Source organism: Pseudomonas sp. G2-4 (assembly GCF_030064125.1).
In the GTDB taxonomy this organism is placed as follows: domain Bacteria; phylum Pseudomonadota; class Gammaproteobacteria; order Pseudomonadales; family Pseudomonadaceae; genus Aquipseudomonas.
The window spans coordinates 2,202,307-2,225,492 of record NZ_CP125957.1 but is presented as its reverse complement, the minus strand read 5'-3'; the positions used below and the strand labels follow the sequence as shown (position 1 = coordinate 2,225,492).

The following is a 23,186-nucleotide window of genomic DNA, read 5'->3' as shown; positions in this document are numbered from 1 at the left end:
ATCGTCGAACACTCGCGACTAGCCCCACCGCATCACTGCCAACAGCCACACCAAAGACAACGCGAACGCTATCCAGATGCTCCAGTCGGTAACGCCAATTACCAGCAGATGCAGGTAGGCGCTACCGAGAAGACCGATAAACAACCGATCGCCACGGGTGGTGGCAATCGGCAGGAAACCACGCCGAGGGATACTCGGCGAACGCAATTCCCACGTGGTCATGCCTGCCAGCAGCAAGCCGATGACCCCAAAGAAAGCCGCCGTGGGGGCGGTCCAGTTCATCCATTCCATCATCGACTCCTCAGACCCGGCCCAGGGCAAAGCCCTTGGCCACGTGGTTGCGAACGAACCAGATCACCAGCATACCCGGCAGGATGGTCAACACTCCCGCCGCCGCCAGGACACCCCAATCGATACCGGATGCCGACACGGTGCGGGTCATGACCGCCGCGATCGGCTTGGCATTCACCGAGGTCAGCGTGCGTGCCAGCAGCAGTTCGACCCAGGAAAACATGAAGCAGAAGAACGCCGTGACACCGATGCCGGAACCGATCAACGGAATGAAGATCTTGGCGAAGAACTTGGGGAAACTGTAGCCGTCAATGTAGGCAGTCTCGTCAATTTCTTTCGGCACCCCGGACATGAAGCCTTCGAGGATCCACACCGCCAGTGGCACGTTGAACAGGCAATGGGCCAACGCCACGGCAATATGGGTGTCGAACAGCCCGATGGACGAATACAGCTGGAAGAACGGCAGCAGGAACACCGCCGGTGGCGCCATGCGGTTGGTGAGCAACCAGAAGAACAGGTGCTTGTCCCCCAGGAACCGATAGCGGGAAAACGCATAAGCCGCCGGCAGCGCCACGCCCAAGGAAATCACCGTGTTCAGGCTCACGTAGTACAGCGAGTTCAGGTAACCGGTGTACCAGCTCGGGTCGGTGAAGATCACCTTGTAGTTCTGGAAGGTGAAATCGTGGGGCCACAGGGTCAGGCTACCGAGGATCTCGGTATTGCTCTTGAACGACATGTTCAGCAGCCAGTAGATGGGCACCAGCAGGAACAGGATGTAGATCAGCAGCGGAATCAGTTTTCTCTTGCTCATCGTACGGGCCTCAACGGTTGGCGTCGGAGTGAGTCATGGCGGTGTAGAACAGCCACGACACCAACAGAATGATCAGGAAGTACACCAGGGAAAACGCCGCCGCCGGGCCCAGGTCGAATTGACCGATGGCCATCTGCGTCAGGGTCTGGCTCAGGAACGTCGTGGCGTTCCCCGGGCCGCCGCCGGTGAGCACGAAGGGCTCGGTGTAGATCATGAAGCTGTCCATGAAGCGCAGCATCACGGCGATCAGCAGCACGCTCTTCATCTTCGGCAACTGGATGTGCCGGAACACCGCCCAACTGGACGCCCGGTCGATCCGCGCGGCCTGGTAGTACACATCCGGAATCGCCCGCAGCCCTGAGTAGCACAGCAGCGCCACCAACGAAGTCCAGTGCCAGACGTCCATCACCAACACGGTGACCCAGGCGTCCATGGTGTTGGCCGCATAGTTGTAGTTGATGCCCATGGCGTTGAGGGTCGAGCCCAGCAAGCCGATGTCGGCGCGGCCGAAAATCTGCCAGATGGTGCCCACCACGTTCCAGGGAATCAGCAACGGAATCGCCAGGATGATCAACACCAGGGACGACCACTTGCCCTTGGTCGGCATCGTCAGGGCAATGGCGATGCCCAAGGGAATCTCGATCAGCAACACGCACGCCGAGTAGATGAACTGGCGCAACAGCGAGTCGTGCAACCGAGGGTCCAGCAGCACTTGCCGGTACCAGTCGGCACCGACGAAGTAGCGGCTGGACTGGTCGAAGATGTCCTGCACCGAATAGTTGACCACGGTCATCATCGGGATCACCGCGCTGAAAGCCACCAGCAGGAACACCGGCAACACCAGCCACCAGGCCTTGTTGTTCTGCACCTTATTCATGGCTGTACCTCGCTCAACGGTTCCAGCAAGTATTCATCGGCATAGACCATCAGCCATTGGGCCGGAAAACTGATGTACGCGGTGCCTTCCGGCACCGGTTTGTCTTCGGCCAGGCGCACCTTCAGCGGCGCGCCATCGAGGTTGAGGGTCAGGATCTTGTAGGTGCCCAGGTCTTCGACGTGGACGACGTCGGCCCGCATCGCGTCGTCGTAAGGCCCATCCCAGACATGGACGAACTCCGGACGAATACCGACCTTCAGGCTCTTGCCTTCCGCCTCGGCGATACGCTGTTGCAAGGTCGAGGACAGGGGCAAATGAGTCGAGCCGAAGCCGACACCACCGGGTTGCGCCGTGACCTCGATCAGGTTCATCCCCGGGCTGCCAATGAAGTAGCCGACAAAGGTGTGACTCGGGCGCTCGAACAGATCCCGAGGCGTGCCGAACTGCACGATCTGGCCGCCATACATCACAGCGATCTTGTCGGCGAAGGTGGACGCCTCCAACTGGTCGTGGGTGACATAGACCATGGTGATGTTGAACTGCTCGTGGATCTGCTTGAGCTTGCGCCGCAGCTTCCATTTCAGGTGCGGGTCGATCACCGTCAGTGGTTCGTCGAACAGGATCGCCGACACGTCGTCGCGCACCAGGCCACGGCCCATGGAGACTTTCTGTTTTTCATCGGCGGTGAGGTTGCGGGCCTTTTTGTCCAGCAGGCTCTGCAGGTCGAGGACCTCGGCGATTTCCTGCACCTTGGTATGAATCTTCGCCTCGGCCATGCCCTGGTTGCGCAGCGGGAACGCCAGGTTGTCGAACACCGTCATGGTGTCGTACACCACCGGGAACTGGAACACCTGGGCAATGTTGCGCCGCTCCGGGGTCAGGTCGTTGACGACTTTACTGTCGAACATCACCTGTCCTTCGGAGGGGCTGAGCAGTCCGGAAATGATGTTGAGCAACGTGGATTTACCGCAGCCCGAAGGCCCGAGCAACGCGTAGGCGCCGCCCTGCTCCCAGATGTGGTTCATCTCGCGGATCGCGTAGTCTTCCGGGCCCGCCGGGGTACTGGTGTAGCTGTGGGCGAGGTTCTGCAAACGAATTTCAGCCATCAGGCAACCCTCGCAATACGCTGGCCGGGGGCTTGGACCAACTTGCCCTGGGCATCGAAGACAAACAGTTTGTGGGTCGGGATGTAGATACGGATCGGCGCGTCCACGTCGTACTCGTGCACCCCGGGCAAGTGCAGCACCAACAGGAAATGCTCGTTGCGCACGTGCAGGAACGTCTCCGAACCGCTGATCTCGGCCACCTCGACGGTCACCGCCAGTTCGAGGTCATCGTCGTTGCTGGGCACCAGGGAGATGTGGCTGGGGCGCACACCGAAACGGAACTCGCCCTCGCCCACCGGACGCAAGTCGACGTTCAGCGGGAAGTGCACGAAATTGGCGAAGCTCACCTCATTGCCAGCGATGCGTCCCGGCATGAGGTTGATGGGCGGTTCGGAAAACAGCTCGGCAGCCAGCACGGTCTGCGGCTGGTGATACACCGAAGACGACTTCCCGCTCTGGATGATCCGACCCTCGTGCAGAATCGTGGTCGTGCCGCCCAAGGCCAACGCTTCGTTGGGCTCGGTGGTGGCATAGACGGCGATGGTGTGGCGGGCCTCGAACAGTTCGCGCATTTCCTGGCGAAGTTCTTCACGCAACTTGTAGTCCAGGTTCACCAGCGGCTCGTCGAACAGAATCAGTTCAGCGTCCTTGACCAGTGCCCGAGCCATGGCCGTGCGCTGCTGCTGGCCGCCGGACAATTCCAGCGGATGGCGCTGCAGGAATTTTTCGATCCGCAACATCCTGGCGGTTTCCAGCACCTTGCTCTGGATCACCTCGTTGGACACACCGGCCTGGCGCAGCGGCGAGGCGATGTTTTCGAAAACGGTCATGGTCGGGTAATTGATGAACTGCTGATAGACCATCGACACGTTGCGCAAGCGCACCGGGCGCTTGGTGACGTCGACGCCGTTCATCAGGATGCGACCGCTGTCGGGCTTATCCAGTCCGGCCATCAGCCGCATGAGGCTGGTCTTGCCGGACAGTGTGCGGCCCAGCAGGACGTTGAAGGATCCGGGTTCGAAACTCAGATTGGCATCGTCGATCCAGGTCTGGCCTTCGACGGTGCGACAGATGTGCTCAAGCTGTAATGACATGGCTCGGCCTTTTTATTATTTGGAGTCAAGCGACCCGAACCTAAAAGCGAAAGCCGTGCCAGAAATCACAAGCCTTTGATCGGATTGGTTTTTTCTTTGTTTATTCAAAAAAACGCATTCGTTGATGAACACAAATGAACAGCCGTAAATGAACAACTGAACAATTACCCGGTTGACAATGAACAAATTTGAACAACACTGAATAGGACCTGTGGGATCGAGCTTGCTCGCGATAGCGGTGGGTCAGCTGAACCAAGGTGACTGATCCACCGCTATCGCGAGCAAGCTCGATCCCACAGGGTCTGTGCATATTAAGTAGTGCCTGGATCTGCCCCAGCACAAGGAGGATGTGCGAGACTGCCCACAACAATAAAAACAGCACCTGCGAGAGTGCCCCCATGGCCGCACCTGCCCCCGCCTTGTCCCACGACGCCATCATCCAGGCCTCCTGGTCCCGTTGCCGCGCCTTTGGCCTGAGCCATCAGAGCGCGCCGGCCTTCGATCAACTGCCCGCCGAAGGCATCGCCCAACTGCTGGAGAGCCAGCATTCGCTGGTACAGACCACCCACCAGGAAGTCCTGCCGTATTACGAGAACATCCTGAGCAACTCCAATTGCCTGATCATGCTGGCCGATAATCAGGGCCAGGTGCTGACTTCCTGGGGTACCCAGCGCTTCATCGAGCCGAAACTGGCCCATGGCTTCAGCGCCGGGGCGAGCTGGATGGAGCGCTGCAGCGGCACCAACGCCATCGGCACCGCACTGGCCTGTGAACAGGCGGTACACATCGAACACGATGAGCATTTTCTCAAGGCCAACCGCTTCATGACCGGCTCCGCCGCGCCGATTTTCGACGCCGAGCGCAAGGTCATCGCGGTGCTGGATGTTTCCAGCGACAGCTACCTGCCGCCCTCCCACACCCTGGGCATGGTCAAGATGATGAGCCAGACCGTGGAGAACCGGCTGATCCTCAATCTGTTTCGCGGTGAACACTTCCAGCTCACCTTCAACACCGGATTGAACAACCTCGACAGCCAATGGGCCGGGCTGCTGATCTTCGATGAGAGCGGCCAGGTGCTGTCCGCCAACCGCCGGGCCGACAACCTGCTTGGCCTGAGCCTGTCGCGGGTCAGCATTGAAAGCCTGTTCAAAGTGTCACTGCTGGAACTGCTGAACCAGCCCGACGGCCTGCCGTTCGCCCTGCAAGCGTCCGGCAGCAATCGTTTCCAGTGCTTGCTCAGGCGCCCGAACCAAATAACGATCAAGGCGCGAGTCTTCGCCGAACCATCGCCCGCGCAAGCCCCGGCCGGCCACGTCATCAGCCTCAACACCCTGCACTTCGGCGACAGCCGGGTGGAAAAGGCCGTGCGCCAAGCCGAGCGTTTGCTGGAAAAAGATATTCCGCTACTGATCCACGGCGAGACCGGCGTCGGCAAGGAAGTGTTCGTCAAAGCCCTGCACCAGGCCAGTTCCCGCTGCAAGCAGCCGTTCATCGCGGTCAACTGCGCGGCGATCCCCGCCGAGTTGGTGGAATCGGAATTGTTCGGTTACGAAAAAGGCGCCTTCACCGGCGCCAACCAAAAGGGCAGCATTGGCCTGATCCGCAAGGCCGACCGTGGCACGCTGTTCCTCGATGAGATCGGCGACATGCCCCTGCCGACCCAGGCCCGGCTGCTGCGGGTCTTGCAGGAACGTTGCGTGCAACCGGTGGGCAGCGCCGAGCTGTTCCCGGTGGACATCCGCATCATTTCCGCCACTAACCGCTCGCTGCGCGAACAGGTGCAACTGGGCCGGTTTCGCGAAGACCTGTACTACCGCATTGGCGGCCTGACCCTGGAACTGCCACCGTTGCGCGAACGCAGCGACAAACAGGCCCTGTTCAAACGCCTCTGGGAACACCATCGCGAACCGAGCCAGTGGGCCGGTTTGAGCCGTGAAGTATTGGACCTGTTCGACCGCCATCCGTGGCCAGGCAACCTGCGCCAGGTCAGCAGCGTGCTGCAAGTGGCCCTGGCGATGGCCGAGGAACAACCGATCCGCCCGGAGCATCTGCCCGACGATTTCTTTGTCGACCTGGAAATGGAGCCGGTGGAAACGCCCGAACCGCTGACGGTGGACCTGAACGATGTCGAGGATCTGAACCGCCAGTTGCAGGCGGTGGGCGGCAACATATCGCATCTGGCGCGACGGCTGGGGGTCAGCCGCAATACCTTGTACAAACGCCTGCGGCAACTCGAAAACTGATACGAAACCTATGGGAGCGAGCTTGCTCGCGAAGGCGTCGGGCCAGCCAACATCAATGTTGAATGACACACCGCTTTCGCGAGCAAGCTCGCTCCCACAGGCGTTTCGCTTAACTGACTGGCATTACTCCGAAGAGGCTGCCATTTCGCTTGGACACCGGGTTAATCAAACGCACCGTTGAGCACTTCATAGATGATGCCGCTGGCGATCGCCACCAAAATCAAATCGGTGCCCGCCTGGCGCCATTCATAGCCGTCATAGTGCGGCAACCGTCCCAGTAGGCGCCCGTCCAACTTCTTGGCGATGCCCGGGGGCAACGGTTTGCCCCGGGCGAGGTTCTTCTGGATGCCCGGCGGCAGCGCCGGGCCGGGACTCCAATAATCACGATGGCCACCGAGCAGACCGAGAATACCGCCGCGGTCGATGCTGGGGCCGTTATGCCAATCGCCGCCACCACCGCCACCGGAAGGGTTGCCCTTGCCGCCTTGATTCCCCTTATTGCCGGGATTTCCTTGCCCGCCCCCCTTGTTGTTGCCCTGCCCGCCCTTGCCTCCTTGTCCCTGACCTTGATCGAACTGAGCGTTGCCCTTGCCGTTGCCCGGGTCCGCGACAACAATGCCAGGGCCCGCCGCCAGGGCGAAACAGGTAACTGCAGCAATCAACGAGCGAGATTTGAACATGGCAGTTCTCTCAAAAAAAGGGATGTCCCTGTAAAGATATAGAGACTACCGGTGATGTTAGTTCCATATCACGCTGCGCGTCCGTGCCTGGACCGAGTAACACCTGAACACCGCAATCAAGGAATTTCATGCGCAAGGATTACCTGGCTTTTTTCGCCTCGATGTTCCTCTCTCGACTGGCCGACCAGATTTTGCTGTTCATCGTCCCGCTGATTGTTTTCCAGAGCACCAACAGCGTGTCCTGGGCAGGCCTGGCCTTCTTCGTAGAATCCTTGCCACGTTATCTATCGTTCCCGATCTGCGGAGCGTTGTGCGACAAGTTTGCGCCCATTCGTCTCCTGCACATCAGTCAGGTCTATCGCGCCGTGGCCTGTGGCGTGGCGGTCATGCTCTACGGAATCTTTGGCGGTCTCTATTGGATCGTCGCCGTCTCGGCCCTGTGCGGCGTACTCACCACCCAAGGCATCATGGCGCGCGAAGTGGTGATGCCCTACATCTTCAAGCACTACACCTACACCAAGACCCTGTCCTACTCGCAAATTGCCGACCAGACCGGGTTGGTACTGGGCCCGCTGATCGCCGCGCTGATGCTCGAGGTGTGGGCGTGGCACTGGGTGGTACTGGCGATTGCCGGGCTGTTCCTGCTGGCGGACCTGGCCATGAGATATTGGCAACGCACCAGCTCGGTCACGCTGGAAACCTTCGAGCAACATCACGATGTCTGGCTGAACCCGCTGCGCATTGCCTTCGGCCACATCCTGCGCCTTACAGAGTTGAAAAAAATCATCGGCCTGGCGGTGGGCGTCAACTTGATTATCGGCGTCACCCTCGCCACCTCGGCCGCCATGGTGATCGGCCAATACGCCGCTGGGAAGGACTATTACGCCGGGTTGCAGGCGGCCGGGGCGGTCACCACCATCATCATCCTGTTCTTCCTGGCGCGGGTGAGCTTGCCCTTGAAATTCCTCGGGGCGGTGTCCTACACGTTGATTACCGCTGGAGCCTTCATCACCGCACTCAGTCCAAACATCGGGGGTTATGTCATTGGTTTCCTGCTGATCGTCGGGTTCGACAAGATGTTCAACGTCTACTTCCGCACGTTGCGCCAACAAGTCATTCCACCCAAGGATTTCGGCAAGACGGTCGGCGTCATTACGCTACTCAACAACCTGTCGCAACCGCTGGCGGGCTTGCTGGTCGCGGTGCTGGCTGCGCCTGTTGGAACACAGCGGGTGATTTTGCTGCTCGCGTTCACCACCAGCGTGATCGGCATTGCAGTGGTGGTGTTGCATAAAAAAGCGCCCGTTGTGCCGCAGATCTGCGGCGCAGACGCTGACTGAGCAACGGTCGTCGAGCTGTGTATTATCAGTGACTTATTGTTGAGGCATGGTTGAAACATTGCCGGCGCTGTTGAACGTCCGCACGAGTGCCTCTGGACAGCTGGCCCGCCATTCGTCGCCTGCTAAATGCACCGCCGAATGGACGGTCAGTCTGGCGTAGGGTTTGCACTGGCTTGTGTGAGCAGCCAAGAACGACGCAATTCTGACGCGGCGGCAAATTTATCAATGCTTAGTCAGCCAATGGAGATGTACCGTGTCAACTCTCAACGAAATCGCAGCGAACCACGCGAGAATGGCAAAGGCAAAGGAAGAAGAGTCGATACGGCTGAGTGCGCTTCACGGTCAGGTCGTGGGGAGTTTCGAAATTTCGCCCCCCGAGGCGAAACCGCAGATTCCACTGCACTTCATGGCTGGGGTTCAGGAGCACTCGTTTGGGGAGGCGGCGGCCCTGAGTTATTGAGCGGATGTTGATTGAAACGCTTCGCCCGCGTGTGAGCGGGCGACTTGGCGCTTTAAAAATGCCTGACTAACGCGGCTGCCAGTATTCCGGCGGCAATCGCAGGCAGCGGCTTTTTCAGTAGCAACATGACAATTGCGGTGGTCAGCAGAGCCAGCCGTGCGCCGCTATCACCTTTAACGGCCAGCGGAACCAGAACCGCCACCAACACCGAGCCGGACATGGCCGTGATGAACTGCTGCACCCGATAGTTGATGGGCACGAACGACATCACGAAAACCCCGCCCCACCGAGTCGCCAATGTCACGACGGCCATGATCAATATGACAAGCAACGTGCCATAACCCGCCGTTTCAATATTCATTGTGGTTTCTCCATCCACAGCGCGCCCAGAACGCCCCCCGCCAACGCGCCCACCACGACGTGACTGTTCGCCGGCAAGTACCAGTAGGCCAACAGCGATGAACAGGCCGCCACAGTCCAGATAATGAACATGCGCGGGTTTTTCTTCCCGCCAACGACCATCGCCAACAAGAAACAGCCCATCACCATATCGAGCCCTAAACTGACCGGGTCCTCAATGGCGCTGCCAAAATGAAGGCCCAGCCAACTGCCCAGGATCCAGGTGATCCAGAGCGCTATGCCGCCGCCGAATAAAATCCCGAGCCCCGGCTTGCCGCGACTGAATGCTTGCATCGCCATGGCCCAGTTGGCATCCGAGACGACCAGCATCACTCCGTAGCGTTTGGCAACGGATAACTCTCGCAACCACGGGTAAAGCGTCGCGCCCATTAACAGGTGACGGGCGTTGATGGCGAAGACCGTGATCATCAGCGGAACGACAGGGACTTGCTGCCCCCACAGGTCCAGCGCGGCAAATTGAGACGCGCCGGCAAAGACCAGCGTACTCATGAGCACGGCCGACGTATCACTCAAGCCTGTTTGCGCAGCAGCCAGGCCGAAGGCGACGCCGAACACGATGACGAACAGAGAGATCGGAATTAACTGTCTGAAGCCGTCATAAATGTGTTGAAGCGTTAAGTCGTGCAGATGCGTTTTAACGTTCGACAAGACATCGCCTCCTTAAAATAGCCCTAGTGTAATGGCGGCTTATTCAACAGCCGAACGACTGTTGCGCCAAAACAGATACGCCAGCCCTACCGGCGCGACGAAAATTGCAAACGACCAGCACATGGCCATGGTGAAAGCCTTCACCATCAACATAAACAGTGCGTTCACAAAGAAGACATTGTTGCCCATGATGTATCCAACAACGCTTTCGTAGACGAACCGGGAATATGGATAGAGCAAGGTGTTGATGACCGCCAGTACAATCAGCCCAGGCTTCGCGCCAATCCCTCCGGGGCCATTGGCCGCCAGGGAGATGATCATTACAGCGAAGACCAATCCAAAAAGGAACTGGCGGATGTAATAGCTGGTAGTAAGACCACCAAAGGTCTTGGCAAAAAATGAGTGCATAGAAGATCCCTCTAGAACGCTGATTTAAACGAGGCGCCACCATACCAGCATCATTGATTCACGCAAGATCAACTAAGGCGAGAACGCACGAACCGAAGGCGCTGATTTGCGTCGAGTATCGATCGAAGGGAGAGCGGGTGACATGAGTACACTGGAGAAAGCCATATCGATTTCCGCGCTTGCCCATGAGGGGCAAGCCGATAAGGGGGGGGGCCCCTACATATTGCACCCACTGAAAGTCATGCTGCGCCTGTCTCATGACGAAGAGCGCATCGCAGCTGTGCTGCATGACGTGGTCGAAGATACCGCCATCACCCTTGCCGACCTGCGCGATGAGGGTTTCAGCGAGGCCGTTCTGGCCGCCATCGATGCCCTCACCAAACGAGAAGGCGAAACGTACCAAGCCTTTATCGAGCGGGCGGCACGCGACCCTATCGCCCGCCGGGTGAAGCTGGCTGACCTCGCAGAAAACAGCGACTTGTCACGCATAGAAAACCCAAGCCAGAAAGACCTGGATCGACTTGAAAAATATCGGAAGGCTATTGATTACCTGGCAGCCTTAGAGCGATAGGGACTCAACAATCCCCTCTTGGACGCAGGCTCCAGATCTTTCATACAGTGATGCACGTCACAGATCAGTGGGGCACTTAAGCAGCCAGTGCGGTTTTTCTTCACGTAAACACTTATAAAGCGGGCAGACCAAACGCTTCGAACAATTTTCTGGGCTCAACCGATCGAGAAACCAATAGAATCCGCACGCCAAGATAAGAAAGACCGAAGCCCAGGACATCTCGGAAGAAAAAATCACCTCATGGAACACCAGGAGCCGTAAAAATGAGCACCACTGAACAAACCCAAACCACCGGCAAATACAGCGCCAAGTGGCAGGAACGCTTTAACTTCTTCGACACTTACGGTGCGCCAAGCGATCCACGATTCAAGCCGGCCCTCAAGGCGCTGCCTGGCTTCAAGAAAAAACTGCTCATCAACGCCAACGTGATTGCGTTTTTCTTCGGCCCTATTTACTTGTTCGTCCTGGGCCTATGGAAGAAAAACCTGGCCCTGATCGGCATCATGCTGGCGATCAATATCGTGCTGAGTGTGATTTTCGCGATCGTGGGCATGGACTTTCCAAGGCCGTTGAGCACGGGCCTGAGCGTGGCTTTTTCCATGACCTATGCGCTTATCGCCAACTACTCGTATTACCTCAAAGAAGTGAAAGGTGAACAAAGCTGGAATCCGTTCCAAGGCATGCGTTTCTGATTGCAGGCTAGGGTAACCAAGAGCCCGCACCTCATTAAGATGAGTGTGCGGGCTCGTTGTTTCTGAGTCGTGGAAATGTGAGATAGCCCAGCCTACAGACCACCGAAGCCCAACGTTTCACGCCCATCACATCCCTCGCGCAGGGAATGATTATCGAGGATCGGGATACTCTTTCGCCACCGAATCGGCGGCATCCACATCTGACATATCCTCCTCGAGAGGGGCCTCATCGTCCGGGGGTAGCGGAACTTCAGGGCCATCCTTTTTTGGATCATGGCCTGTTTCATTATCCGTGCCGCGCGTCACGTCCTGTTGGGATTTGTTGCCAGGAGCATTTTCGTCAATTTCCATGTTGGCTCTCCGTTCTGAGGCGCAGAATATCCACGCTTATACATAAGAGGCGGCGGAAAACCGCAAGTGCCGAGCAATGGATGAACGGGAGAAACCTTGAAAGGGGACTCGCAACAGCCGTCTCTCCTCCGTGCGAAACATGCAATTACTGCGTAAAAGGCTCAGCCCGGTTGTTACCCTCAACCGCGAATGCGGCGCTCAGTGAAGTCATAATCTTCCTGGCAATCGCCGGAAGGGTCTGACGCCACGTTGACGTAGTGCACAGTGTCGGCATCAATCAACTCGTAGGTGTAGACATCTGGCAGACGCACTCCATCGGTTCTCATTTCGTTCTTGCCGTTGCCAGCAGAATTGCAACGACTTCCGGGATGATGTAATCACGCCAAAGCAAATGAACCATGCCCTGACGAAGTGTTAATCGATGCCAAAAAAACATCAGGAAACCAAAGCAGCGACGGCTGCTGAAATTGAACGCTCTATCCAGGCACTGAACAAAATGGCCGAACGCCTTTGGGGCGATGGTCGGGAAGCTGAGGCGAAAGCCCTCCTCGATGCCTTGGATGCGTTAAACAGGGCACTCGATCGGATCCGGATTGGAGAGAGCCGAAGAGTGCTTCATTGAACGTGCGTGTCCAGATTGCAGTCCATGCAACCGATTCAAGGGGCGTTAGATAGGGGCGCCTGATCGGGCTGCGCCGAAAGCGGAACATCAAACACCCGATCAAACCCCCATTGAAAAACCAGCGAGTAAAAAAAGAAGAACACAAACAACCCCAAGTTGGTCACCAGTGCCAGCCACAGGCTGATGCCTAGCCACGCCGCAATCACTGGGGTCAGAATCAACGTCAAGCCGCCTTCAAATCCCAAGGAATGCAGCAGTCGTCGCTGCCAGTTGCGATGGCGACTGCGCTGGTGGCGCTCCCACCACTCAAACAGACCGTTGAAAAGCATGTTCCAGGCCAGCGCGACGGCAGAAATCACCAGCGACAACAGGGTTGAATAGCCCATACCTTGGCCGTAGATCAGCGCCAGTGCCGGCGCCACGAACAGCACGCCGCCGGCTTCGTAGAGTACGGCCTGGAGAATTTTGCGGGGCGCCCCTTGCATCGATGGACTCCTGGGTTGGCTTGGAAGACCCCAGCCTGGCAAGTTGAGCGCACGCGCACAATTGAGCTAAATTGAGCCACGCTCAACTTGAGTCACCTACCCGCCCATGTTCGCCAAACTGCCCCTCACCGCCTTGCGTGGCTTCGAGTCTGCCGCACGGCTAGGCAGCTTCAAGGCAGCGGCCCTGGAACTGAATGTCAGCCCCGCGGCGATCTCCCACCAGATCAGAAACCTTGAAGCCTTCCTTGGCTTGCGATTGTTCGAACGCTCCAGCCAAAACGTGCGCCTGAGCGCCGACGGTGCGCGCCTTCACCCGCAACTGCACCGCGCCCTGCTGGATATCCAGCACGGCCTGCAGTCGCTGTCGCCACCGTGTGCTGCGCAGTCCTTGGTCGTGAGCACCACACCGGCGTTCGCCAGCCTGTGGCTGATACCGCGGCTCGGCGATTTCCATCGGTTGCACCCGGAGATCGACATCAGCCTGCACAGCAGCAACGACGTGGTAGACCTGCAGCGTGATGCAAGCGTCGACCTGGCGATCCGCGCCCTCTTCACACCCGACCCGCAGCTGTTCGAGCAGCCGTTGCTGGACGAGTACTTTGGCGTCTATTGCCGCCCCGGCTGGCAACCGCCCGCACCGGGAGCGCCCGTGGAACTGATCGATGTGCCGTGGCTGAGTAGCGCGAATGTCGCGGTTGACTGGCCTGCCTGGTGCGCCAAGGCCGGCACCTTGAGCTGGCTGGACAATGCGCGTTTCCGGCGTTATGACGAGGAACAGCATGCACTGCAGGCGGCGATTGCCGGACATGGGTTGGTGCTTGCCAGCAATGTGCTGGTTGCTGAGACGGTTACGCGTGGGGAATTGATGGGCTATCGGCCTGAGGTTCGTCTGGCGGGTGCTAGATATACGGTGGTGTGCGTGCCGGGGCGGGAGCGGCAGGTAGCGGTGCGGGCTTTTAGTGAGTGGTTATTGGGGCAGAGCAACGGTTGAATGGGAAATGACCGTGGAATGCGCACCCTGAAAACGAAGCCAAGAAATATCAGGTAGAAAAGGTTCGAGAATTTCTCCAACGAGCAGGAGGAAACTAGGGACAGACCACGGTCTTGAGTTCACGTGGAATCGGCCCGTCTCATAATCGAGGCCTGTCCCTGACTTTACCCTGATGCATCTGGTTACCTGGGCGCATTGGAAAGAGGAAAAAGCAAATTGAGCACGCTTACAACACTAATTATACGGATTCGACTCTACCAAACTAAGCGTTAACCGATCGTAGAAGCGAGGATTAAACTTAACTTGCGAAATATTTCCAGCTTCAGCTTGATTGTATAAATAATCATAATTTGTCAACAGAAAATCAGTAATACCAGCCCACTGATTTGTGACTCCGACCGCTCCACCTGTTAGCTGTATCAAGTTCTCTGCGCAAGAGACAGACCAAATATCTATCTGCTCATTAACATCATTACAAGCTTGACCGCCATAGACTCTAGCGGTTTCAATGTTGGCTGCTGTCACGCAATAAAAGCCATGCCCAAGCTCTCCCCCGCCCCAATTATTTGGCACAGGCTGAAGACCAGCTGTCAGCGAAGCTCTATGGCGAGAGCTTGTCCCGTGATACGCAATAACAGGCATAAAAACTCTCCTTAACGAGCACTTCACAACTTCTCAGTATTAATTTATAGCCTATAAAAAATAATACGGTACGAAAAAGGAACAAATTTATTTCCTGTAGCTGTCCCGGGCCAACCTGACTCCACCTCTCATGGAGGAGCGCAGTAGAGAAAAAATAAATCTTTCCCTTCAATACCCAAAATACAACCCACTCCAGATGCTATGCGAGGGCTTATAAAATCCTCGGATCGACCCCTACCGCTCTAAGCGATTGGGAAAACGACTCGTCCAGGACCACTTCTTGGGTCGAAGACGCAGCGTTATCGATATCTATCGTCCTAAATTTTAAAACTCGGCCCGTATGCATCTGTTTAAGCATTGCCTCGGCTTTGTCCCCCCCAGCAACTGCGCAACCACCGATCACTTTATTGACATTAAGACCCTGCGCCTGGGCCTGCTTTATAAGCTTCGGAGTTGGGCCCAAGAAATATGCCAGGGATGGCTTCGCCAAGATGATAGGGGTCTCCTGAGCCGAGATTGTCCATACTTCGTTCTGATCAATCCATATTTGAGCTGTTACAATCGGAATCCGAACCTCCCCATTGGACATCAATCCGACGTAGATCACCCCTTCTTCTTTACGGACAACTGGAAATATGTTCGAAGCACTAAGGATCGAAGTACCCGCAGTGTAATTTCCAGTAGTGACTATCAGGGTAGTTCGTGTGGGAAGTATATCTGTTTCGCTGAATACCTTCCAGGCGGGCCCCGTGCAACCGCCCAGCATCAAAATGGCAACAGCGCTAGATAGCGAAATCAAGCGCTTTTTTTTTCATTGAGTTTCCATATCCATAAAATTGATTGAGGCGGAGTAGACATTCCCGCCGAGCCAGATGAGCGAAGACATGGAATGCGTAGAATTAGCACCATTACTTCACCACTACGAGACAAAGACCCACAGGATGACCTTAGCGTTTCAGATACTCCGATAAAAACGGCCTTCCGCACTTAAGAACCCAACGGCAAACCTGTCCTCTTCCTTTCTAAAAAAACCTGCCGAAGCGGGTTTAAACTAGCAACTCTAAACCCAGTTGTCGTAGCGATTAAGCAGAATGTTATCCATCTGCCTAAGGCTGATTTCCCGGCCAAGTTCTTCTTCGAACAGACTACGAACGCGTGTGTAGAAGTCTATGTAAGTCGCGTAGTTTTTTGACATACCCGCCGTGGTCGGAGCGAAAACCAGCCCCTCCTCATTCGCGATCCACTTCAGCGCTTCCCTGGCTCGCGAATCAACCATTGGGAACAGAGTCGGAAAATGGAAGTGCAGATACTTCGAAGCGAAGCTGCTCGCGTCCTTATTAGTGACGGCACTGATGGCCTCGCAGAGCCGGGAATGCACTTTGTTCACCGCAGTACAGACAGATCCAGCAAGCCGTTCCCCCGCCGGGAGAAAGGACGATTCCAAACCTACGTCCGAGCTACAAATAGATTTAGCCAACCGCTCATAAAAGCCCCCCGTGGAGCCTTCATAACCATCCTCGTCGTCCTCGTCGCCCTTTTTGCGGCGCTCGACCGATGCAGCCAGGCTGCGGCCAATGATCAGCGCCTTTGAAGCCACCTGCGCATGATCCGTATGACTGGGATTCTCTCGCACAAACCCATAGAGCGCTTTGTTGGCAGGTATGAATATGCCGCACCCCTCCTCCGTGCCTATGAATTCGTCAGTCAAGTAATGGCGTTTTTCCTTTTGTAAGAACTGCATGCGTCTCTCCTTAGGTGTGACCTAATAATGCCACTTAATTGCCATCATGTGGTGAACTGCGCCCTTTCGAACGCCTGCGGTGCGAAAGTATGCGTCCAGGAATGTCGGGGGCTTGAAGCAGTGAAATTCGGACAGATCTAGGAATTTCGAGAAGAAATTAGCGCCTTGACTTTCTATATCCAATGGATAAGCGGCTCACCAATGAATCATCACATTCAAAAAACGCAGGCGTTCTCTGCTTGATCCGTAATCTGCGCGAGCAAAAATCGTTATCGCCCGCCCCATTGGTCGCGCCGCAGTACGTACTCAAGGTGATTCATGCGCTAGGCATTGATACTGATGCGCAGCCAGTGCATGGGGCTAATCACTCGATAAGGGACTTAGATGTCTTGCTCTCCTGGCTCTTCCCAAATCTTATGAAGCGGGCGACTACAAGCCGCCCATCTTCATTACTCCGCCGCCTGTGCCCGCAGCGATGTCGTCAGCAATTTACAAAAATCAGTCAGCACCACCGTGTCTGAGCTGATGTCCGAGCGAAACGCGATATTTTCCAAGAGCTGGGTCACCGTGCGGATGCGGTAATCGGCCGTTTCAAAGAGGACGTCTAGAGGGGCTTCGGTGTCGATAAGCAGGGTTGCGGGGATGCAGTCGCTCCCGGTGATGGGCATGTATCGGGTCATGGGTAGTACCTTCATTCAATTGATAAGGACTACCACTCAAGCGTCGCCAAACGAATGGGTGGCAGCTGTGCTCGGGTTGGCGAACCGGGGTTGCTGCCCTGTAATATTTCCTTGAACCGAACACCGTGAGGCCGCCTGATCCATGGTTAAAACAGTCCGTTTACCCAAACCCGCCCCCGATCTGTTGCTGCTGTATGTTGAGCTGAAGTGGATCACTCCGACGATTTGGCGTCGGTTCGCGGTGCCCGAAAACATCACCTTGGGCAAACTGCACGGTGTCATCCAGATCGTGATGGGCTGGAATGACAGTCATCTGCATGAGTTTGAAATTGCCGGTGAGAATTACGGTATTCCTGATCCTGATGGCTGGGGGCCGACGGTGAACCCGGAAGCCCGTAAAACGCTGATCAAGGCGCTGAACGGAAGACGGACATTTAATTATCTCTATGACTTCGGTGACAGTTGGCATCACCGCATCAAGGTCGAAAAAGCGCTACCCGCGATTGCCTGCCCTCAGGTGCCGTATTGCATCGACGGTGCCAATGCTTGCCCACCGGAAGACGTGGGTGGCGGGCCTGGTTATGAGGAATTTCTAGAGGCGATGGCCAACCCCAATCATTCAGAGCATGAGGCGATGGTTGAATGGCATGGTGATGCTTTTGATCCGACCGCATTTGAGTGCGAGCGCGTGAATCAGTGGTTTAAACGGATTAAGGTCTGAGCTGCAAGACGGTGTGGCTCGGACGCTTCGCATCTTCGACAATGCGGCTTTGCGTTCCGGTCAATAGCACGGCACGAGCAGTCTCTTCGCCCGGAGTGGTGTTTTCAGGAAAATTCGATTGGCAACAACTGTCCTGACACCGGGACAGCACAAGCCAGCACCCGAATTGATGCTACTGGAGGGGTGAGCAGCATCAGCATCTTGACTTCCAGTATCCAACTGGATACGGCCCACCCATGAACTATCTCATCAAAACAAACGCAGACGTTCACTGCTTGGCATTCATCGATCCGTGATCTGCGAGCAAAAATCGCTATCGCCCGCCGCATTGATCGCGCTGCAGCAGGTAACCTGAGCGATGTAAAACCTGTCGGTGATGGTATTTCAGAATTGCGTGTGGATGTAGGCGCTGGCTACCGGGTCTATTTCACCCTGCGCGGTGGAGTGGTCATCGTGCTATTGGCTGGTGGTGACAAGTCTTCACAGAGTGCTGATATCCGGCGAGCGAAGAAATTGGCAAAGGAGATTTGAGCATGAGCCAACACCTGACGACATTTGACATGGCGGCACTACTCGATAGCGATGAAGCGATCAGTGAATACCTTTCTCAGGTGTTGGCTGATGGTGATAGCGAGGAGTTTCTCCGAGCGATCGGCTATGTAGCCAAGGCCCGAGGCATGGCGCAGATCGCTAAAGACTCTGGCATGGGACGAGAAAGCTTGTACAAGGCGTTCGCACCCGGATCAAAACCGAGATTCGATACCGTACTCAAGGTCATTCATGCGCTAGGTATTGATCTTCATGCGCAGCCTGGGCATGCAGCTAATCATTCACCGGTCTGAAGAGCGGATTAGACGCCGGATACCGGGGACAGACCACGATTTTTGGGTTCACCTGTTATCGGCCCGCCTCATAATCGTGGTCTGCCTCCGTTTTCCCCTTCGGGTTTAGCACTTGAAAAGTACATTGCACCGGGTACACCACTCTTCAGCTACGGTCCGGTTCATTGGAAAACGGAGGGGAGGATGACTTGTATCGGCAACCGTCAAAACCAGAGAGAAGTTTATGAATCTACGCCGAAGCGCGTCGGCTGGAACGCTCATGCCTGCCCCATCGACTACTCGAAGAACGCCGCCCGACACCCTGCTGTCAACCTGCTGCCACTCATACTGCCAGCCTGTTACCCACGTGAAGTCTCGAACTTGATAGTCGCCGGTGGCGCTTTGGCATTGAGCGAGTTTCTTGTTGGAGAGGTCAAAGACAAAAAATAGGGGGCTTGGATAGCCCAGCATCTGAGTATCGTCAAGGCTCAGACCTTCTTTTAGGTTGATGGATGCTACAAGTACTTTTGCCCGTCTCTTGCGCCATATCAAGTACCCTATGGCGAGGCAAAAAATAGAAAAAGAAGCCACGAAGAGCTGACGTCCTTCGACTGTAAGCTCGGCGGGCCAAAACTGTATCACGCCCCACAAGAGTCCTGTCGTCGCAAGCCCCGATAACCAAGCGGCGGGGATCACTATACGGTTAGCGAGGCTAGCTCCGAGCGTCCTCAAACCGCTTTTCATAACTGTATCCAATATCATTTATAGAAGAACTCATAGGTTATCACTCACAGAGCGCTAACTTATAGGACTTGGCCCGCAATGCGCGGGGACGTGCCTTGAACAGGGCTGCGTTTGCTTGCTTGCGCTGGGAACCTCACCGTTGGCCGACTAACTTCTTCAGTCTTCCAGAGCCATCATCGACGTATGCAACGGGAAATCGGAGACAGACCACGATTTAAAATAACTTACTTGGATCTCACAATCATGGCCGGCCCCCGGTTTTCTCTATTTAGAAGGTTTGTGCACCGGCAGGGTTGGATGTTTCGGCTTATTTCTGGGTTTACGTGGCGCCTTCTATCATCCTTACCATCGTCGCGCGCTGGCTTAGGCCCCGGTTTGATGTTGGTTAGCATGCATTCCCTTGTGTCCGCAAATTGATTTCGATGTGAAATAGAAAGACGGTTGCGGAGCATCTACCGCGCAACCTTTCTAAGCTTCGCAAAAAATACGTAGCGTCAATTTGCCATGGATCAAGGTAACGAGCGAACAGGACGCGGCCCCTTGAAGGACCAAGCTTGGTGGAGCCTGCATAATCGTGGTCTGTCCCTAGACTTGCCGGCGGCGCAACCCATTTGATTCGCCGTAAGGCCAAGGCCTGGCTGATCCTGCTGGTCGCCTGGATCCTGAGCGGTCGCAACGTTCACCGCGCGGCCGTGGTGCCCCGCCGTGACGACAATGGCATGTACGGCATGGCCGAACAACTCGAAGCCATCGCCAAGCGCATCAGCCAGAACTACCCGTAATCACTCCCCTTCCATTAGATAAAGGCCCATAGGAACCTAACGTTAAGGAAAATCAGAACCAGCGCTGTTAAAAGGCCAGGTGAGCGCATCACACCCAGAAAAATGTAGAGAAATGGGTTCAGCATGCCAATCATGAACAAGGCCAACGCTTCAGCGCCTGGTTTGGCCGGGTCAAACAGAGCCCAAATCAAAAGCCCTCCCCATATTGCCCAGAAAAAGTACATCGTCACGCCATCAATGCGGAAAAAGGCCCGCCTAAAAGTGTGTCCTACCGTATCGGTCTCATTGAGCATCTGCGCCACCGCATAATTGATTCACATAAATCATAGCTGAGTTGCCTCCGCCCCCCTTAACCCTCCTCCTTCAAGGCCTGCCGCTATAGCGGCAAGGACAAGTGCGCCTGTGAGTATCATCGACGATGTAATGACGGACAAAATTGATGAAAACGGGAAAACGGGTACAGACCACGATTTGAGCTCACTTGTAATCGTAGTCTGTATCCGCTTTCCTCTTTTGAAACGGACAGCTTATAAGTTGCCCGTCTTAATTATTCCGCCGCCTGCGCCCGCAATCGCCTTCCAATCACATCCATGACATCACATCCATCGCGCAGCGATGTCGTCAGCAATTTACAAAAATCAGTCAGCACCACCGTGTCTGAGCTGATGTCCGAGCGAAACGCGATATTTTCCAAGAGCTGGGTCACCGTGCGGATGCGGTAATCGGCCGTTTCAAAGAGGACGTCTAGAGGGGCTTCGGTGTCGATAAGCAGGGTTGCGGGGATGCAGTCGATCCCGGTGATGGGCATGTATCGGGTCATGGGTAGTACCTTTTCAATTGATAAGGAGCAGGACTTCTGCGCTTCATTCAATCGAGTCGCCAAACCCGAATCGCCATCTGGGCGACAGAGAGACAATAAGTTGGACATCCTGATACTGCAATGCACTGGTTTCCGAGGTTTACGTAGGAATTTGCGTCGATGCCGCTGGCGCGACAACTTTACTCACTGGACAGGAATCGGTTGATTATCATCGAGACCGCCTGCACCGGAGAGGTCAAGGCTGTGTCTATGCAAAACGGAGCTTCATCCCACTGCTCATACTCATGATCCAGTACCGACTGCCAGGTGGGTGGAGTCAGCCCGGAAATATCAGCCATCCTTGCTTCCACCCGGCGCCGATGTTCATGTTTATCGGAGCAAATCACTTGGATGTTTGCCAATCGACTACCCGCCTGTGAGGCGATGCCGCTCCACGCGATTCGGCTTTCGATGACGGGATTGACACCATCAACGATGACCGTGCGACTCAAACGAAGATTACTCAGCGCAAGCTCATTGGCGACCAGGTAACCACTGCTTCCCACATCTTGCGCAAGAGCGCCCGAGTTTCGAATCGCCTGCTCAATCGTATCGATCCGCAGGTACACGGCGCCTGTTGTAGCGGCGAGATCATAGGCGATAGTCGTTTTTCCGGTGCCGGGAAGGCCGCTGAAGACGATGAGCATTCCATGTCCTTTTATTAGTGAGCTAATCCAGTGTAGGCAGCCGTTTTCCCAAGGGGCATCAAGATTGCGGGCTACCTCCCCTCCCACAAAAAACCGACCGAAGAGACTGGGGGGAGACCACGATTTGAGCTCACTTGTAATCGCCCCATCTAATAATCGTGGCCTATCCCCGTTTTCCTTCTGAAAGGAGAACCACGGTACCGCCTCCTGCTCGCTCGCGCAGTGGGGCCTTGGCTGCTTGCAGGCTGGTTCTGCGATCTGGTGGCTTCAGGACGTGTCGCGCACAACCTGAGGTCGCCCTCTCTTTATTCGCCGCAACAAGAAAGCCCCGACCTAAGTCGCAATGCGGTTCATTTAAGAAAAATGATGGACCTGTGGCGAGGGAGCTTGCTCCCGCTCGGCTGCGAAGCAGTCGTAAACCGGAGGGTGCGGTGTGTCTGATGCTCCGCATTTGGCCGGTTTTGGGGCCGCTTCGCGGCCCAGCGGGAGCAAGCTCCCTCGCCACGGGTTTCTCGATTGCCTTAAGTGAACTGCATTACGACCTAAGTCGGGGCTTTCTCGTTTCTGCCAGACGCAAAACCCACTCGATGGCGGGCTGTGCTTATTAGTTTTTGCAGAGCACCTGCGGAGGCGCAGCAGGCGTCAGCTTTTGGGGAATCACAATCGAAGTACCAGGCAAAGTGGTAAGTTCGAGAACCGCCAACATGCAAATTAGCGCTGGCTCGCCATCTTTGCTTGGTCTGCTATCCACCCCTACCACCGCCTCGTAGTCTTTCCCTGGTTCCAACTTGTAAACGAGCGCCTGGCCACCACAGGTCCGGTAAGAGCTGCCGTTGCCCGCAATGGTCGCGCCCCAGGTTGCAATTTGGAATGGCAGATCCGCCCTAACGCGATACTCGGTTACGACCTCTTTGTAAGCCCCTTCCCCCATCCGAATTGCAGGGATGTACTGGATAAGGCTGGGCCAAACTCTTTTCGGTATGCCAATGCTCGCCGACTTCAGGGGATACTGCGGATAATTGACGCTCGCCGTACCGTCCGACCCGAAACGTCCGGCTTCAGCCATCTTATGCCGGGTAGCAGGAGCACAACTGCCGACGATGCTATCTCCATACACATCGGAGTTCGTGATAACGCGAACACGCGCCATTCCCTCTGATTGAGTAGGCTCTTCGTATGGAACTGAAGGTATTCCAGAGCAACCAGCGAGTGCTATAGAAAGAAAAGTTACGAAAATGACAACCCGCATGACCATGTCCTTATGTGCGCCAACAAAAAAGGGCCCACCTTTCGGTGAGCCCTTCTAGACCGCCCAGCAGAGCGGATTTTGTTTGGTAGGCGCGATTGGACTCGAACCAACGACCCCCACCATGTCAAGGTGGTGCTCTAACCAACTGAGCTACGTGCCTGCTGTGAGGCGGCATTCTACGGAATTCCAAAGGGGTGTCAATACCTTTTT

31 protein-coding genes, 1 tRNA gene and 1 pseudogene are annotated in these 23,186 nt (G+C 55.9%); 13 read left to right on the top strand and 20 right to left on the bottom strand.

Annotated elements, in window-relative coordinates:
- Positions 1-18: 18 nt before the first annotated feature.
- From QNH97_RS10080 to QNH97_RS10060, 5 genes are read right to left on the bottom strand one after another with little or no spacing between them, the layout of a single operon-like run.
- Entirely contained in the window at positions 19-291 is a 273-nt protein-coding gene (locus QNH97_RS10080; RefSeq protein WP_283556668.1) for a DUF2160 domain-containing protein, read from the bottom strand.
- A 10-nt stretch (positions 292-301) separates the two neighbouring features.
- Entirely contained in the window at positions 302-1,102 is an 801-nt protein-coding gene (locus QNH97_RS10075) for a carbohydrate ABC transporter permease (RefSeq protein WP_135846261.1), read from the bottom strand.
- A 10-nt stretch (positions 1,103-1,112) separates the two neighbouring features.
- The gene (locus QNH97_RS10070) at positions 1,113-1,979 is read right to left on the bottom strand and encodes a carbohydrate ABC transporter permease (RefSeq protein ID WP_186639844.1); all 867 of its coding nucleotides are present in this window, start codon (positions 1,977-1,979) and stop codon (positions 1,113-1,115) included.
- Entirely contained in the window at positions 1,976-3,085 is a 1,110-nt protein-coding gene (locus QNH97_RS10065; protein ID WP_283556667.1) for an ABC transporter ATP-binding protein, read from the bottom strand. The genes QNH97_RS10070 and QNH97_RS10065 overlap by 4 nt, the downstream gene beginning before the upstream one ends.
- Positions 3,085-4,179, bottom strand: coding sequence for an ABC transporter ATP-binding protein (locus tag QNH97_RS10060; protein ID WP_283556666.1), 1,095 nt, complete (start codon positions 4,177-4,179; stop codon positions 3,085-3,087). Before QNH97_RS10060 ends, QNH97_RS10065 begins: the two co-directional genes overlap by 1 nt.
- Before the next feature lie 398 nt (positions 4,180-4,577).
- Here QNH97_RS10060 and QNH97_RS10055 point away from each other — a divergent pair, with 398 nt between their 5' ends.
- Positions 4,578-6,422 (top strand): sigma-54-dependent Fis family transcriptional regulator, encoded by a 1,845-nt coding sequence (locus QNH97_RS10055; protein ID WP_283556665.1) that lies wholly within the window; start codon positions 4,578-4,580, stop codon positions 6,420-6,422.
- A 10-nt stretch (positions 6,423-6,432) separates the two neighbouring features.
- A pseudogene (locus tag QNH97_RS10050) lies at positions 6,433-6,522 on the top strand (metal ABC transporter ATP-binding protein); the annotation flags it as partial.
- Positions 6,523-6,583: 61 nt separating this feature from the next.
- Here QNH97_RS10050 and QNH97_RS10045 read toward each other — a convergent pair.
- Positions 6,584-7,102, bottom strand: a complete 519-nt coding sequence (locus QNH97_RS10045) for an anti-virulence regulator CigR family protein (protein WP_283556664.1) — start codon at positions 7,100-7,102, stop codon at positions 6,584-6,586.
- A gap of 128 nt (positions 7,103-7,230) precedes the next feature.
- Between QNH97_RS10045 and QNH97_RS10040 the strand changes: the two genes are divergently transcribed.
- Complete coding sequence (locus QNH97_RS10040; RefSeq protein WP_283556663.1) at positions 7,231-8,442, top strand: MFS transporter; 1,212 nt, start codon at positions 7,231-7,233, stop codon at positions 8,440-8,442.
- Between the two features lie 253 nt (positions 8,443-8,695).
- Positions 8,696-8,902 (top strand): hypothetical protein, encoded by a 207-nt coding sequence (locus QNH97_RS10035; protein WP_283556662.1) that lies wholly within the window; start codon positions 8,696-8,698, stop codon positions 8,900-8,902.
- Between the two features lie 52 nt (positions 8,903-8,954).
- Here the strand turns inward: QNH97_RS10035 and QNH97_RS10030 are convergent, their stop codons facing one another.
- The 3 genes from QNH97_RS10030 to QNH97_RS10020 are packed head-to-tail and all read right to left on the bottom strand — an operon-like array spanning position 8,955 to position 10,378.
- Positions 8,955-9,263, bottom strand: coding sequence for an AzlD family protein (locus QNH97_RS10030; protein WP_283556661.1), 309 nt, complete (start codon positions 9,261-9,263; stop codon positions 8,955-8,957).
- Positions 9,260-9,970: an AzlC family ABC transporter permease gene (locus QNH97_RS10025; RefSeq protein ID WP_283556660.1), complete on the bottom strand. Its 711-nt coding sequence runs from the start codon at positions 9,968-9,970 to the stop codon at positions 9,260-9,262. The genes QNH97_RS10030 and QNH97_RS10025 overlap by 4 nt, the downstream gene beginning before the upstream one ends.
- A 39-nt stretch (positions 9,971-10,009) precedes the next feature.
- On the bottom strand, positions 10,010-10,378 hold the full coding sequence (locus tag QNH97_RS10020) for a hypothetical protein (RefSeq protein ID WP_283556659.1): 369 nt from the start codon (positions 10,376-10,378) through the stop codon (positions 10,010-10,012).
- A gap of 142 nt (positions 10,379-10,520) precedes the next feature.
- Here QNH97_RS10020 and QNH97_RS10015 point away from each other — a divergent pair, with 142 nt between their 5' ends.
- Together QNH97_RS10015 and QNH97_RS10010 are read left to right on the top strand one after the other, a co-directional pair.
- Positions 10,521-10,949, top strand: a complete 429-nt coding sequence (locus QNH97_RS10015) for an HD domain-containing protein (protein WP_283556658.1) — start codon at positions 10,521-10,523, stop codon at positions 10,947-10,949.
- Positions 10,950-11,212: 263 nt separating this feature from the next.
- Complete coding sequence (locus QNH97_RS10010; RefSeq protein ID WP_283556657.1) at positions 11,213-11,641, top strand: DUF2628 domain-containing protein; 429 nt, start codon at positions 11,213-11,215, stop codon at positions 11,639-11,641.
- Positions 11,642-11,791: 150 nt separating this feature from the next.
- Here the strand turns inward: QNH97_RS10010 and QNH97_RS10005 are convergent, their stop codons facing one another.
- Together QNH97_RS10005 and QNH97_RS10000 are read right to left on the bottom strand one after the other, a co-directional pair.
- Positions 11,792-11,992, bottom strand: coding sequence for a hypothetical protein (locus QNH97_RS10005; protein WP_283556656.1), 201 nt, complete (start codon positions 11,990-11,992; stop codon positions 11,792-11,794).
- 179 nt (positions 11,993-12,171) lie between these two features.
- Positions 12,172-12,318 (bottom strand): hypothetical protein, encoded by a 147-nt coding sequence (locus tag QNH97_RS10000; RefSeq protein ID WP_283556655.1) that lies wholly within the window; start codon positions 12,316-12,318, stop codon positions 12,172-12,174.
- 95 nt (positions 12,319-12,413) lie between these two features.
- Between QNH97_RS10000 and QNH97_RS09995 the strand changes: the two genes are divergently transcribed.
- Positions 12,414-12,614, top strand: a complete 201-nt coding sequence (locus QNH97_RS09995) for a hypothetical protein (RefSeq protein WP_135846276.1) — start codon at positions 12,414-12,416, stop codon at positions 12,612-12,614.
- A 35-nt stretch (positions 12,615-12,649) separates the two neighbouring features.
- Here the strand turns inward: QNH97_RS09995 and QNH97_RS09990 are convergent, their stop codons facing one another.
- A complete protein-coding gene (locus QNH97_RS09990) occupies positions 12,650-13,099 on the bottom strand; it encodes a PACE efflux transporter (protein WP_283556654.1) in 450 nt (149 codons plus the stop codon).
- A 106-nt stretch (positions 13,100-13,205) separates the two neighbouring features.
- Between QNH97_RS09990 and QNH97_RS09985 the strand changes: the two genes are divergently transcribed.
- Complete coding sequence (locus QNH97_RS09985) at positions 13,206-14,090, top strand: LysR substrate-binding domain-containing protein (protein WP_283556653.1); 885 nt, start codon at positions 13,206-13,208, stop codon at positions 14,088-14,090.
- A 234-nt stretch (positions 14,091-14,324) separates the two neighbouring features.
- Here QNH97_RS09985 and QNH97_RS09980 read toward each other — a convergent pair whose 3' ends face one another.
- The 3 genes from QNH97_RS09980 to QNH97_RS09970 form a co-directional block, all read right to left on the bottom strand.
- The gene (locus tag QNH97_RS09980; protein ID WP_283556652.1) at positions 14,325-14,732 is read right to left on the bottom strand and encodes a hypothetical protein; all 408 of its coding nucleotides are present in this window, start codon (positions 14,730-14,732) and stop codon (positions 14,325-14,327) included.
- A gap of 1,060 nt (positions 14,733-15,792) precedes the next feature.
- Entirely contained in the window at positions 15,793-16,473 is a 681-nt protein-coding gene (locus QNH97_RS09975) for a hypothetical protein (protein ID WP_283556651.1), read from the bottom strand.
- Between the two features lie 449 nt (positions 16,474-16,922).
- Positions 16,923-17,153, bottom strand: a complete 231-nt coding sequence (locus QNH97_RS09970; RefSeq protein WP_283556650.1) for a hypothetical protein — start codon at positions 17,151-17,153, stop codon at positions 16,923-16,925.
- A gap of 142 nt (positions 17,154-17,295) precedes the next feature.
- On the opposite strand from QNH97_RS09970, the gene QNH97_RS09965 reads away from it, so the two are divergent.
- The 5 genes from QNH97_RS09965 to QNH97_RS09945 all read left to right on the top strand — a co-directional run bounded on the left by QNH97_RS09965 (position 17,296) and on the right by QNH97_RS09945 (position 20,221).
- Positions 17,296-17,874, top strand: coding sequence for a plasmid pRiA4b ORF-3 family protein (locus tag QNH97_RS09965; RefSeq protein ID WP_283556649.1), 579 nt, complete (start codon positions 17,296-17,298; stop codon positions 17,872-17,874).
- A gap of 243 nt (positions 17,875-18,117) precedes the next feature.
- Positions 18,118-18,405 (top strand): type II toxin-antitoxin system RelE/ParE family toxin, encoded by a 288-nt coding sequence (locus QNH97_RS09960; RefSeq protein ID WP_283557455.1) that lies wholly within the window; start codon positions 18,118-18,120, stop codon positions 18,403-18,405.
- 2 nt (positions 18,406-18,407) lie between these two features.
- Complete coding sequence (locus QNH97_RS09955) at positions 18,408-18,716, top strand: addiction module antidote protein (RefSeq protein ID WP_072409893.1); 309 nt, start codon at positions 18,408-18,410, stop codon at positions 18,714-18,716.
- A 183-nt stretch (positions 18,717-18,899) separates the two neighbouring features.
- Complete coding sequence (locus QNH97_RS09950) at positions 18,900-19,145, top strand: hypothetical protein (RefSeq protein WP_283556648.1); 246 nt, start codon at positions 18,900-18,902, stop codon at positions 19,143-19,145.
- Positions 19,146-20,050: 905 nt separating this feature from the next.
- Positions 20,051-20,221 (top strand): hypothetical protein, encoded by a 171-nt coding sequence (locus QNH97_RS09945; protein ID WP_283556647.1) that lies wholly within the window; start codon positions 20,051-20,053, stop codon positions 20,219-20,221.
- A 14-nt stretch (positions 20,222-20,235) separates the two neighbouring features.
- On the opposite strand, the gene QNH97_RS09940 is transcribed toward QNH97_RS09945, so the two are convergent.
- The 5 genes from QNH97_RS09940 to QNH97_RS09920 form a co-directional block, all read right to left on the bottom strand.
- Entirely contained in the window at positions 20,236-20,514 is a 279-nt protein-coding gene (locus QNH97_RS09940) for a hypothetical protein (protein WP_283556646.1), read from the bottom strand.
- A 254-nt stretch (positions 20,515-20,768) separates the two neighbouring features.
- Positions 20,769-21,041 carry a hypothetical protein gene (locus QNH97_RS09935; protein ID WP_283556645.1) on the bottom strand — a complete coding sequence of 91 codons (273 nt, stop codon included), beginning with the start codon at positions 21,039-21,041 and terminating at the stop codon, positions 20,769-20,771.
- Positions 21,042-21,220: 179 nt separating this feature from the next.
- The gene (locus QNH97_RS09930; RefSeq protein WP_283556644.1) at positions 21,221-21,727 is read right to left on the bottom strand and encodes a P-loop nucleotide/nucleoside kinase family protein; all 507 of its coding nucleotides are present in this window, start codon (positions 21,725-21,727) and stop codon (positions 21,221-21,223) included.
- Positions 21,728-22,331: 604 nt separating this feature from the next.
- Positions 22,332-22,976, bottom strand: coding sequence for a hypothetical protein (locus tag QNH97_RS09925; protein WP_025212832.1), 645 nt, complete (start codon positions 22,974-22,976; stop codon positions 22,332-22,334).
- Between the two features lie 83 nt (positions 22,977-23,059).
- Positions 23,060-23,136: transfer RNA gene (locus tag QNH97_RS09920), tRNA-Val, on the bottom strand.
- Positions 23,137-23,186: the final 50 nt, after the last annotated feature.

Excerpts from the sequence above, each read along its gene's own strand:
- QNH97_RS10080 (WP_283556668.1), bottom strand. The coding sequence starts at position 291 with ATGGAATGGATGAACTGGACCGCCCCCACGGCGGCTTTCTTTGGGGTC.
- QNH97_RS10075 (WP_135846261.1), bottom strand. The coding sequence starts at position 1,102 with ATGAGCAAGAGAAAACTGATTCCGCTGCTGATCTACATCCTGTTCCTG.
- QNH97_RS10070 (WP_186639844.1), bottom strand. The coding sequence starts at position 1,979 with ATGAATAAGGTGCAGAACAACAAGGCCTGGTGGCTGGTGTTGCCGGTG.
- QNH97_RS10065 (WP_283556667.1), bottom strand. The coding sequence starts at position 3,085 with ATGGCTGAAATTCGTTTGCAGAACCTCGCCCACAGCTACACCAGTACC.
- QNH97_RS10060 (WP_283556666.1), bottom strand. The coding sequence starts at position 4,179 with ATGTCATTACAGCTTGAGCACATCTGTCGCACCGTCGAAGGCCAGACC.
- QNH97_RS10055 (WP_283556665.1), top strand. The coding sequence starts at position 4,578 with ATGGCCGCACCTGCCCCCGCCTTGTCCCACGACGCCATCATCCAGGCC.
- QNH97_RS10045 (WP_283556664.1), bottom strand. The coding sequence starts at position 7,102 with ATGTTCAAATCTCGCTCGTTGATTGCTGCAGTTACCTGTTTCGCCCTG.
- QNH97_RS10040 (WP_283556663.1), top strand. The coding sequence starts at position 7,231 with ATGCGCAAGGATTACCTGGCTTTTTTCGCCTCGATGTTCCTCTCTCGA.
- QNH97_RS10030 (WP_283556661.1), bottom strand. The coding sequence starts at position 9,263 with ATGAATATTGAAACGGCGGGTTATGGCACGTTGCTTGTCATATTGATC.
- QNH97_RS10020 (WP_283556659.1), bottom strand. The coding sequence starts at position 10,378 with ATGCACTCATTTTTTGCCAAGACCTTTGGTGGTCTTACTACCAGCTAT.
- QNH97_RS10015 (WP_283556658.1), top strand. The coding sequence starts at position 10,521 with ATGAGTACACTGGAGAAAGCCATATCGATTTCCGCGCTTGCCCATGAG.
- QNH97_RS10010 (WP_283556657.1), top strand. The coding sequence starts at position 11,213 with ATGAGCACCACTGAACAAACCCAAACCACCGGCAAATACAGCGCCAAG.
- QNH97_RS10005 (WP_283556656.1), bottom strand. The coding sequence starts at position 11,992 with ATGGAAATTGACGAAAATGCTCCTGGCAACAAATCCCAACAGGACGTG.
- QNH97_RS10000 (WP_283556655.1), bottom strand. The coding sequence starts at position 12,318 with ATGAGAACCGATGGAGTGCGTCTGCCAGATGTCTACACCTACGAGTTG.
- QNH97_RS09995 (WP_135846276.1), top strand. The coding sequence starts at position 12,414 with ATGCCAAAAAAACATCAGGAAACCAAAGCAGCGACGGCTGCTGAAATT.
- QNH97_RS09990 (WP_283556654.1), bottom strand. The coding sequence starts at position 13,099 with ATGCAAGGGGCGCCCCGCAAAATTCTCCAGGCCGTACTCTACGAAGCC.
- QNH97_RS09985 (WP_283556653.1), top strand. The coding sequence starts at position 13,206 with ATGTTCGCCAAACTGCCCCTCACCGCCTTGCGTGGCTTCGAGTCTGCC.
- QNH97_RS09980 (WP_283556652.1), bottom strand. The coding sequence starts at position 14,732 with ATGCCTGTTATTGCGTATCACGGGACAAGCTCTCGCCATAGAGCTTCG.
- QNH97_RS09975 (WP_283556651.1), bottom strand. The coding sequence starts at position 16,473 with ATGCAGTTCTTACAAAAGGAAAAACGCCATTACTTGACTGACGAATTC.
- QNH97_RS09970 (WP_283556650.1), bottom strand. The coding sequence starts at position 17,153 with ATGACCCGATACATGCCCATCACCGGGAGCGACTGCATCCCCGCAACC.
- QNH97_RS09965 (WP_283556649.1), top strand. The coding sequence starts at position 17,296 with ATGGTTAAAACAGTCCGTTTACCCAAACCCGCCCCCGATCTGTTGCTG.
- QNH97_RS09955 (WP_072409893.1), top strand. The coding sequence starts at position 18,408 with ATGAGCCAACACCTGACGACATTTGACATGGCGGCACTACTCGATAGC.
- QNH97_RS09950 (WP_283556648.1), top strand. The coding sequence starts at position 18,900 with ATGACTTGTATCGGCAACCGTCAAAACCAGAGAGAAGTTTATGAATCT.
- QNH97_RS09940 (WP_283556646.1), bottom strand. The coding sequence starts at position 20,514 with ATGCTCAATGAGACCGATACGGTAGGACACACTTTTAGGCGGGCCTTT.
- QNH97_RS09935 (WP_283556645.1), bottom strand. The coding sequence starts at position 21,041 with ATGACCCGATACATGCCCATCACCGGGATCGACTGCATCCCCGCAACC.
- QNH97_RS09930 (WP_283556644.1), bottom strand. The coding sequence starts at position 21,727 with ATGCTCATCGTCTTCAGCGGCCTTCCCGGCACCGGAAAAACGACTATC.
- QNH97_RS09925 (WP_025212832.1), bottom strand. The coding sequence starts at position 22,976 with ATGCGGGTTGTCATTTTCGTAACTTTTCTTTCTATAGCACTCGCTGGT.